Genomic DNA, 9,639 nt, shown 5'->3' on the forward strand with positions numbered 1-9,639 from the left:
TTCGCGCCGCTTTCGGGCGGCGCTTCCTCCGTTTTAACCCGATGAATTTCCTATGATTAGCGTATTCGATATTTTCAAAATCGGCATTGGCCCTTCCAGTTCCCATACCGTTGGACCAATGAAAGCGGGTAAACAATTTACCGACGATCTGATTGCCCGTAACTTGCTAAAAGACGTGACCCGCGTGGTGGTTGATGTCTACGGCTCGCTCTCTCTGACCGGTAAAGGCCACCACACGGATATCGCCATTATTATGGGCCTGGCGGGTAACCTGCCGGATACCGTGGATATCGATTCCATCCCTGGTTTTATTCAGGATGTGAATACTCACGGTCGCCTGATGCTGGCAAACGGTCAGCACGAAGTCGAGTTCCCGGTTGATGAATGCATGAACTTCCATGCCGACAACCTTTCTCTGCATGAAAACGGTATGCGCATCACCGCGCTGGCGGGCGATAAAGTCGTTTACAGCCAGACTTACTACTCCATCGGCGGTGGCTTTATCGTTGATGAAGAACATTTTGGTCAGCAGGATAGCGCACCGGTTGAAGTTCCGTATCCGTACAGTTCAGCAGCCGATCTGCAAAAGCATTGTCAGGAAACCGGGCTGTCACTCTCTGGCCTGATGATGAAAAACGAACTGGCGCTGCACAGCAAAGAAGAGCTGGAACAGCACCTGGCGAACGTCTGGGACGTGATGCGCGGCGGTATTGAGCGCGGTATTTCCACCGAAGGCGTGCTGCCAGGCAAACTGCGCGTTCCACGCCGTGCGGCGGCGCTGCGCCGGATGCTGGTCAGCCAGGACAAAAACACCACTGACCCGATGGCGGTTGTTGACTGGATCAACATGTTCGCGCTGGCAGTGAACGAAGAGAACGCTGCTGGTGGTCGCGTGGTGACTGCACCGACTAACGGCGCGTGCGGGATTATCCCGGCAGTGCTGGCGTACTACGACAAGTTTATCCGTGAAGTGAACGCTAACTCACTGGCTCGTTACCTGCTGGTAGCAAGCGCCATTGGTTCTCTTTATAAGATGAACGCCTCGATTTCTGGTGCCGAAGTCGGCTGCCAGGGCGAAGTTGGCGTTGCGTGCTCAATGGCGGCGGCGGGTCTGGCTGAACTGTTAGGCGCAAGCCCTGCACAGGTATGCATCGCGGCAGAAATCGCCATGGAACATAACCTCGGCCTGACGTGTGACCCAGTCGCCGGACAAGTACAGGTGCCGTGCATCGAGCGTAACGCCATTGCGGCAGTGAAAGCGGTGAACGCCGCGCGTATGGCGCTGCGCCGTACCAGCGAGCCGCGCGTCTGCCTCGACAAAGTTATCGAAACCATGTACGAAACAGGTAAAGATATGAACGCCAAATACCGCGAAACCTCTCGTGGTGGCCTGGCGATGAAGATTGTTGCCTGCGATTAATCGCTCTCCAGAGGCCTCGTTTTGCGAGGCCTCTTCCTGTTTTCTCATCCAGCCGTAGCCTCTTCCGATATCGAATGTTACCCTTATCGCCTGATCTTTAAGGGGGTTATCGTGGCTGTTCATTTGCTTATTGTCGATGCACTGAATCTTATTCGTCGCATTCATGCTGTTCAGGGGTCGCCCTGTGTCGAAACCTGCCAGCACGCGCTCGATCAGCTCATTATGCACAGCCAGCCAACCCATGCCGTCGCCGTTTTTGATGATGAAAACCGCAGTAGCGGCTGGCGTCATCAACGCTTACCTGATTACAAAGCCGGTCGTCCGCCAATGCCCGAAGAGTTGCACAACGAAATGCCTGCGTTACGCGCCGCCTTTGAACAACGTGGCGTCCCGTGCTGGTCAGCCAGCGGCAACGAAGCCGATGACTTAGCCGCCACGCTGGCGGTCAAAGTGACTCAAGCCGGGCATCAGGCAACTATTGTTTCGACAGATAAAGGCTACTGTCAGTTACTTTCACCTACATTACGTATTCGTGATTACTTCCAGAAACGTTGGCTGGATGCGCCGTTTATCGATAAAGAATTTGGCGTTCAACCGCAGCAGTTACCCGATTATTGGGGGCTGGCGGGGATCAGCAGTTCAAAGGTGCCGGGTGTTGCGGGGATCGGGCCAAAAAGCGCCACGCAGTTACTCGTCGAGTTTCAGAGTCTGGAAGGGATATATGAAAATATTGACGCGGTTGCCGAAAAGTGGCGCAAGAAACTGGAAACCCATAAAGAGATGGCGTTTCTGTGCCGCGATATTGCCCGCTTACAAACCGATTTACATATCGACGGCAATTTACAGCAATTGCGGTTGGTACGGTAACAGCGTGCCGAATACTACCGATTAACAACTCATTGAATTAAATGCACTTGTAGGCCGGATAAGACGCGGCTAGCGTCGCATCCGGCATCAACACATCTGCGTAATTACCACGCTGTATGGTAAAGCTTTACAATATCCTCAAGCGTTGCTTCACGCGGGTTGCCACTGGTACAAACATCGGATGCCAGACCGGAGTCAATGCCCCTGCCAACTCACTTACCGTTCGTCGCGACGACCACCCACCGCAGCCCAGATACGACGGACATGCACCGTCACTTCTTCACGATCGTGATACAACTGACGCGCCTGAATCTGAGCATTTATGCCATGTTCATCAAGCTGTGCCTGAATGTACGCCAGATTGTGTGACACTTCTTCGTAGCGTTTTTTCATCGGTAGCTTAAGGTTGAAGATAGTTTCACGACACCAGCCATTAACCAACCACTGTGCCATCAGTGCTGCGACTTTCGCCGGTTTCTCCACCATGTCACACACCATCCATGAGATGTTGCTACGTGTTGGACGGAATTTGAAACCATCTTCCCGCAGCCACGTCACCTGCCCGGTATCCATCAGACTTTGCGCCATCGGGCCGTTATCGACGGAGTATACCCACATGTTGCGCTTCACCAGTTGGTAGGTCCAGCCGCCTGGACAAGCGCCCAAATCTACCGCCCACATTCCATTTGCCAGGCGTTCATCCCACTCATCCGCAGGAATAAACACATGAAATGCCTCTTCCAGCTTAAGCGTGGAACGGCTTGGCGCATCCGCCGGAAACTTCAGGCGTGGAATCCCCATATAGAACGGCGAATTATTATTGCTGTAGGAGTAGCCGGTATAGCAGCAGCCTGGTGCAATAAAGAATACATGCACAACCGGACGCTTCGGCGTTTCATAGTTCACCAGCACGCCCGCCTCGCGCAAGGCAGCCCGTAGCGGCACGGTGAATTTACGGCAGAATTTCAGCAGCTCTTTGCTTTCATTGGTATCGGCAACTTCAACGCGCAACTCTCCGCCCTTCTCTACCACGCCCTGCAACATACCAACAATGGGCGTAATACGATCTTCTGGCGGCAAATGCTGGAGGAGTTCCCCCACCACAAACCACTGGCGGGCAAAAATTAATGAACTGAACGGCAGTTCGCGGATTAACTTATCGCCATCATCCGGTTGATAACATTCATAAATGACATAACCCGCATTGTCTTTAACGCGGGCAAAACCGAAGATTTCCCGCTGACCGGCTTTATCGGTAATTTCTGCAGCACACTCTTTTTCAAAGCCAGGACGGCACAACAATACAACCTTATTCATGATTTACGCCCTTGCGCTTCAAACGGATAGCACCGACTAACATTAACGCCCAGCCTGCAAGGAAGCTCACGCCGCCGACCGGAGTGACAAACGCCCATAAACGCAGATGAGACAGCGCCAGGCAATAAAGGCTACCGCTGAACAGCACCGTACCTAACGCGAGGAAAACGCTACTCCAGTAAAACCAGATACTGATGCGACGCTGCATTGCCACTGCCAGACCTAAAATCGCCAGCGTATGGAACGCCTGGTATTCGAGGCCGGTCTGGATCCAGCCCATCTCAACGGCTCCCATGGTTTTACTTAATACATGCGCGCCAAAAGCGCCCAGAGCCACAAAAATGAAGCCGCTAATGGCGGCGAAAATCAGCATAAAACGGCTGGTCATGGTCGTACCCTACGTAAATTATTGTTCATAACGAAAGCGGAATTTTTCTTGTTCAGCAGCGGCTTTCGCCAGGATCCATTGGCGAAAGGCGGCTATTTTACCCAGTTCTGCCTGGCTGTCATGACATACCAGATAAAAAGCATTTTTACTGACCAGAACATCATTAAACGGGCAGACAAGGCGTCCGGCCTCGATTTCCGATTGCGCCATCACATTATTTGCCAATGCGACTCCCTGCCCGTGGATAGCCGCTTGCAGCACCATGGCGCTGTGACTGAAGATTGGCCCTTGTTGAACGTTGATATGGTTTAACCCCAACTGGCGGGTATATGTCTGCCAGTCACGCCGGGACGCATCGTGTAATAACGTATGTTTAGCCAGATCTTCTGGCGTCTTCAAGGGTTTTTCGCCGGTTAGCAGTAGCGGAGAACACACCGGCAACAGATATTCGGCATAAAGTTTTTCCACCCGCAGCCCCGGCCAGTTGCCACGACCATAAAATATCGCCACATCAACATCATCCGCCAGTTTATCTTCCTGGCGATCGACCGCCTGGATTCGAACGTCGATTCCCGGATAAGCTGAATTAAAGCTGGAAAGTCGCGGCACCAGCCAGTGGATGGCAAAACTGGGGAGTAAACTGACCGTCAACGCCCCCTTGGCGCTACGAGCCTGGAGTTTACGCGTCGCTTCGGTTAATTGCGAAAATATCTCTTTAATATCGAGGAAATAGCTTTGCCCTTCCTCGGTCAGCAGGAGTGAACGATTACGGCGACGGAACAGTTTCAGCCCCAAAAAATCCTCAAGTGACTTGATTTGATGACTTACTGCGGCCTGGGTCACAAAAAGCTCTTCTGCTGCGCGCGTGAAGCTTAAATGGCGTGCGGCGGCATCAAAAACTCGTAAGGCATTTAGCGGTGGTAATCGTTTTGACATGGCTTTTAAACTTTGATGTTAAATGAATTTAACAATTAGATCACACTGTGTAACCTATTAGTTTTTTTTATCTGAGCCATTATAAATTGTCCGTTGAGCTTCTACCAGCAAATACCTATAGTGGCGGCACTTCCTGAGCCGGAACGAAAAGTTTTATCGGAATGCGTGTTCTGGTGAACTTTTGGCTTACGGTTGTGATGTTGTGTTGTTGTGTTTGCAATTGGTCTGCGATTCAGACCATGGTAGCTAAGCTACCTTTTTTCACTTCCTGTACATTTACCCTGTCTGTCCATAGTGATTAATGTAGCACCGCCTAATTGCGGTGCTTTTTTTTACCTTGCGATCGCAAATTACTGATCCAGTTCGACCATCTCTTTCACGTCGGTACGGTTGATCTGCTGTTTGTTGCCATTAGCGTCTTTATACGAAATCATACCGGTTTCATTATCAGTCTGTGGTTTACCGTCAGAGACGATAGTACGTCCGTCATTGGTGTGCATCACATAGTTCGAACCGGAACAGGCGCTCAGGGCAAAAGTCAGCATACAGGCAGAAATAATTGCGGCAGTCTTTTTCATCATCTTCTCCTTAAAGCGATTAATAAATCTTAATAGTATTGATTAACAGGCTAAAATTAACGCCTAACACTATTCAGCATATGTTACTGACGCGGCTTCGCCAGGATATCCAGATAATTCCGATGGTTAGCACTCTCCTTGTATCAAAGTGAATTTTGCGTCACGATCGGTGAATCAAGCCGAGGAGTACCATGAACGTTTTTAATCCCGCGCAGTTCCGCGCGCAGTTTCCCGCATTACAGGATGCGGGCGTCTATCTCGACAGTGCCGCAACCGCGCTCAAACCCGAAGCCGTGGTTGAGGCTACCCGACAGTTCTATAGCCTTAGCGCCGGAAACGTCCATCGCAGCCAGTTTGCCGAAGCCCAACGTCTGACCGCGCGTTATGAGGCTGCGCGGGAGAAAGTAGCGCAATTACTCAATGCACCAGATGACAAAACTATTGTCTGGACGCGCGGCACCACCGAATCCATCAACATGGTGGCGCAATGCTATGCGCGTCCGCATCTGCAACGGGGCGATGAGATTATTGTCAGCGTGGCAGAGCACCACGCCAACCTCGTCCCCTGGCTGATGGTCGCCCAACAAACCGGAGCCAAAGTGGTGAAGTTGCCGCTTAATGCGCAGCGGCTGCCAGATATCGATTTGTTACCGGAGCTGATTACTCCCCGTAGCCGGATTCTGGCGTTGGGCCAGATGTCGAACGTCACTGGCGGTTGCCCGGATCTGGCGCGAGCGATTACCTTTGCCCATTCAGCCGGGATGGTGGTGATGGTTGATGGTGCTCAGGGCGCGGTGCATTTCCCTGCAGATGTTCAGCAACTGGATATCGATTTCTACGCTTTTTCAGGTCACAAACTTTACGGCCCGACGGGTATCGGCGTGCTGTATGGCAAACCAGAACTACTGGAAGCAATGTCGCCCTGGCTCGGCGGTGGCAAAATGATTCACGAAGTCAGTTTTGACGGCTTCACCACACAATCTGCCCCATGGAAACTGGAAGCCGGAACGCCCAACGTCGCAGGCGTCATTGGGTTAAGTGCGGCGCTGGAATGGCTGGCAGATTATGATATCAACCAGGCAGAAAGTTGGAGTCGTAGCCTGGCGACGCTTGCAGAAGATGCGCTGGCAAAACGTCCAGGCTTTCGTTCATTCCGCTGCCAGGATTCCAGCCTGCTGGCCTTTGATTTCGCGGGTGTTCATCACAGCGATATGGTAACGCTGCTGGCAGAGTACGGAATTGCCCTGCGCGCCGGGCAGCATTGCGCTCAGCCGCTACTGGCAGAATTAGGCGTAACCGGCACACTGCGCGCCTCTTTTGCGCCATATAATACAAAGAGTGATGTAGATGCGCTGGTGAACGCCGTTGACCGCGCGCTGGAATTATTGGTGGATTAATGACAAACCCGCAATTCGCCGGACATCCGTTCGGCACAACCGTTACCGCAGAGACGTTACGCGATACTTTCGCGCCGTTGACGCAGTGGGAAGATAAATATCGCCAGTTGATCATGCTGGGGAAACAGCTTCCTGCTTTGCCAGACGAATTAAAAGCACAGGCCAAAGAGATTGCCGGATGCGAAAACCGCGTCTGGCTGGGGTATACCGTGGCTGAAAACGGCAAGATGCATTTCTTTGGCGACAGCGAAGGACGCATTGTGCGCGGTCTGCTGGCGGTGTTGTTGACCGCCGTGGAGGGCAAAACCGCCGCCGAGTTACAAACGCTGTCGCCGCTGGCGTTGTTTGATGAGCTGGGATTGCGTGCGCAGCTTAGCGCCTCACGCAGTCAGGGGCTGAATGCATTAAGCGAGGCGATTATCGCGGCGGCAAAACAGGTTTAAGCACAGATCCAGGTCGGATAAGACGCTCGTGTCGCATCCGACATAATTGTTTATCCCTGGCGCGCTGCTTTCGCCATCATCTTCTTCAGCGCATGAGAAACCGCAACAAAACCAAAGGTGGCGGTCACCATCGTTGCCGCACCAAATCCTGATGCGCAATCCATTCGCTTTGGCCCTTCCGCCGTGGCTTTCATCGCACAGACCGTACCGTCTGACTGCGGGTATACCAGTGCTTCGGTAGAGAACACACAATCCACACCGAGCTTACCTTTACTGTTTTTCACCACGCCGAAATCGCTTTTCAGGCGCTCACGCAGCTTCGCCGCCAGCGGATCCTGAATGGTCTTCGCCAGATCGGTAACCTGAATCTGCGTCGGATCAATCTGCCCGCCTGCACCACCCGTCGTTACCAGTGGGATTTTATTGCGACGGCAATATGCGATTAGTGCCGCTTTGGGTCGCACACTGTCAATGGCATCAATAACGTATGAATAACCGGCATTCATATATTGCGCTACGTTATCCGGCGTCACGAAATCGTCCACCACTGTCACCCGACACTCCGGGTTAATCTGGCGAATACGCTCCGCCATCACTTCCGCTTTCGCCAGCCCGACGTTATCACGCAGCGCGTGAATTTGCCGATTGGTATTGGTGACACACACGTCATCCATATCAATAAGCGTTATTGCACCAATCCCTGTGCGCGCCAGAGCTTCCGCCGCCCAGGAACCGACACCACCGATGCCGACCACACAGATATGTGCATCGGCAAATAGTTGCAAGGCTTTCTCACCATACAGACGCGCAGTGCCGCCAAAACGCTGACGCCAGGCATCACTAATTACCACAGACATAGCACCTCAGAATTAAAAAGGGTGAGGTTATCCCTCACCCTGTCTTATCCGTAAAAACGGTGTACAGAATAACACATCAGCCGCTAAAGACGTTACCTGCACCCGGTGCCGTTTTCAGCACCCAGACACGCCCATAGTGGTTGTACCAACCTGCGCGGTGTCCGGCTTCCGGCCCGATCCCTTGATAGATATCGAAATGTTGGCCTTTGATTGCGCCGCCGACATCCAGCGCCACCATCAGACGCAGTTCATACTGACCGTTAAATTTACCGTTATTATCCAACAACGGTACTTCTGCCAGCAAGGTAGTACCTGGCGGGATGAGCGAGCGATCGGAGGCAACAGAAGCACGTCCAACCAGCGGCACAGCACTTGCACCTTTCACCGGCGCAAAAGATTGCGGCTTAAAGAAGACGAAAGACGGGTTCTGTTCCAGCAGTTCGCGAACTTCGGCTTCACTGTGCGTTTCCCCCCAGTGGCGAATCGCCTGCATTGACATATTTTCTTTTTTCACTTCGCCACGATCGATCAACACCTTACCAATACTGCGATAGGCATGACCGTTCTTTCCGGCATAGCTGAAGAAGTTAAGCGGACTGCCATCGCCAAAGTCGATATACCCGCTACCCTGTACATCCATAATGAAGTTATCCATCAGGGAGTTGCTGTAAGCGAGGATATATTTATCGCTCAGTGCCCCCGCATAGATCTCCGCACGAGACGGCAGACGACCTCGTTTTGGTGGCATACGGTAAATAGGATACTGGAACTCGCCCTGGCGGGTATGGCGCGCCTGAATTACCGGCGTGTAATAGCCCGTAAACTGCACGTTGCCATAGTTGTCCGCGCCTTCCATCTGCCAGGCATCGATACCGAACTGGCGCATATTGCGGGTATCACCGCCTGCACGCAGCCACTCTTGCACCGCGTTATAAACATTACTCTGGTTACCATAAAGACGCGGTGACGAATTACGAATATGGTTAATTTGCTCGGCAAAATCACCGGCGTTAATTGGCGCGCCAACGGCATCTGGCTGGTTCACCAGAGAGAAAGGCTGGGTAAATTTCCCGTCTTTATATTGCTGTCCGCGATCGGTTGGTTTGGAGGAGCAGGCGGCAAGCATCGCCACAACAGCGCCCATAAGAAGGTACTTTACCCAACGTCCTTTCATTGTTCTCTTCTTCAGGTTAAAAAAATAAGGCACAACGAAGATAACAAACCGTCGCGTTTAATGAAATGAGCAGACTCTCCCTGACGCAAATTTTGCACAAAAAATAGGCGATAGTGTTTTGTTTTTGTTCAAAATCATGCCAAATCCGTGATCCGGGTAAAAAAAAGGTTGCATGAAAACGCGAGCGGAGTATAGTGCGCATCCACGGACGCGGGGTGGAGCAGCCTGGTAGCTCGTCGGGCTCATAACCCGAAGGTCGTCG

10 protein-coding genes and 1 pseudogene are annotated in these 9,639 nt (G+C 52.3%); 4 read left to right on the forward strand and 7 right to left on the reverse strand.

All coding sequences use genetic code 11. The annotated features are described in order from the left end of the window. Window positions 1-52 precede the first annotated feature (52 nt). The gene (gene sdaB, locus BEG40_RS15630; RefSeq protein WP_000626394.1) at window positions 53-1,420 is read left to right on the forward strand and encodes an L-serine ammonia-lyase II; all 1,368 of its coding nucleotides are present in this window, start codon (window positions 53-55) and stop codon (window positions 1,418-1,420) included. Between the two features lie 111 nt (window positions 1,421-1,531). Continuing rightward, window positions 1,532-2,287 (forward strand): flap endonuclease Xni, encoded by a 756-nt coding sequence (gene xni, locus BEG40_RS15635; RefSeq protein WP_024191161.1) that lies wholly within the window; start codon window positions 1,532-1,534, stop codon window positions 2,285-2,287. A gap of 104 nt (window positions 2,288-2,391) precedes the next feature. Here xni and BEG40_RS22135 read toward each other — a convergent pair. From BEG40_RS22135 to BEG40_RS15655, 5 genes and pseudogenes are all read right to left on the reverse strand, one after another. Then, window positions 2,392-2,466, reverse strand: a pseudogene (locus BEG40_RS22135) (hypothetical protein); the annotation flags it as partial. Window positions 2,467-2,503: 37 nt separating this feature from the next. Continuing rightward, window positions 2,504-3,604, reverse strand: a complete 1,101-nt coding sequence (rlmM, locus tag BEG40_RS15640; protein WP_016159631.1) for a 23S rRNA (cytidine(2498)-2'-O)-methyltransferase RlmM — start codon at window positions 3,602-3,604, stop codon at window positions 2,504-2,506. Continuing rightward, complete coding sequence (locus tag BEG40_RS15645) at window positions 3,597-3,992, reverse strand: DUF423 domain-containing protein (protein WP_000203904.1); 396 nt, start codon at window positions 3,990-3,992, stop codon at window positions 3,597-3,599. Before BEG40_RS15645 ends, rlmM begins: the two co-directional genes overlap by 8 nt. 18 nt (window positions 3,993-4,010) lie before the next feature. Beyond that, window positions 4,011-4,928 carry a glycine cleavage system transcriptional regulator GcvA gene (gene gcvA, locus BEG40_RS15650; RefSeq protein WP_000044401.1) on the reverse strand — a complete coding sequence of 306 codons (918 nt, stop codon included), beginning with the start codon at window positions 4,926-4,928 and terminating at the stop codon, window positions 4,011-4,013. Between the two features lie 350 nt (window positions 4,929-5,278). Then, window positions 5,279-5,506 (reverse strand): YgdI/YgdR family lipoprotein, encoded by a 228-nt coding sequence (locus BEG40_RS15655; protein WP_000750399.1) that lies wholly within the window; start codon window positions 5,504-5,506, stop codon window positions 5,279-5,281. 191 nt (window positions 5,507-5,697) lie between these two features. On the opposite strand from BEG40_RS15655, the gene csdA reads away from it, so the two are divergent. Continuing rightward, window positions 5,698-6,903 carry a cysteine desulfurase CsdA gene (gene csdA, locus BEG40_RS15660; protein WP_105285705.1) on the forward strand — a complete coding sequence of 402 codons (1,206 nt, stop codon included), beginning with the start codon at window positions 5,698-5,700 and terminating at the stop codon, window positions 6,901-6,903. After that, the gene (csdE, locus tag BEG40_RS15665) at window positions 6,903-7,346 is read left to right on the forward strand and encodes a cysteine desulfurase sulfur acceptor subunit CsdE (protein ID WP_016159633.1); all 444 of its coding nucleotides are present in this window, start codon (window positions 6,903-6,905) and stop codon (window positions 7,344-7,346) included. Before csdA ends, csdE begins: the two co-directional genes overlap by 1 nt. A gap of 50 nt (window positions 7,347-7,396) precedes the next feature. On the opposite strand, the gene tcdA is transcribed toward csdE, so the two are convergent. Together tcdA and mltA are read right to left on the reverse strand one after the other, a co-directional pair. Next, window positions 7,397-8,203, reverse strand: a complete 807-nt coding sequence (gene tcdA, locus BEG40_RS15670; protein WP_000117716.1) for a tRNA cyclic N6-threonylcarbamoyladenosine(37) synthase TcdA — start codon at window positions 8,201-8,203, stop codon at window positions 7,397-7,399. Between the two features lie 76 nt (window positions 8,204-8,279). Further along, window positions 8,280-9,377: a murein transglycosylase A gene (mltA, locus tag BEG40_RS15675; RefSeq protein WP_105285706.1), complete on the reverse strand. Its 1,098-nt coding sequence runs from the start codon at window positions 9,375-9,377 to the stop codon at window positions 8,280-8,282. Window positions 9,378-9,639 lie beyond the last annotated feature (262 nt).

Source organism: Escherichia sp. MOD1-EC5495, from assembly GCF_002965965.1.
In the GTDB taxonomy this organism is placed as follows: Bacteria; Pseudomonadota; Gammaproteobacteria; order Enterobacterales; family Enterobacteriaceae; genus Escherichia; species Escherichia ruysiae.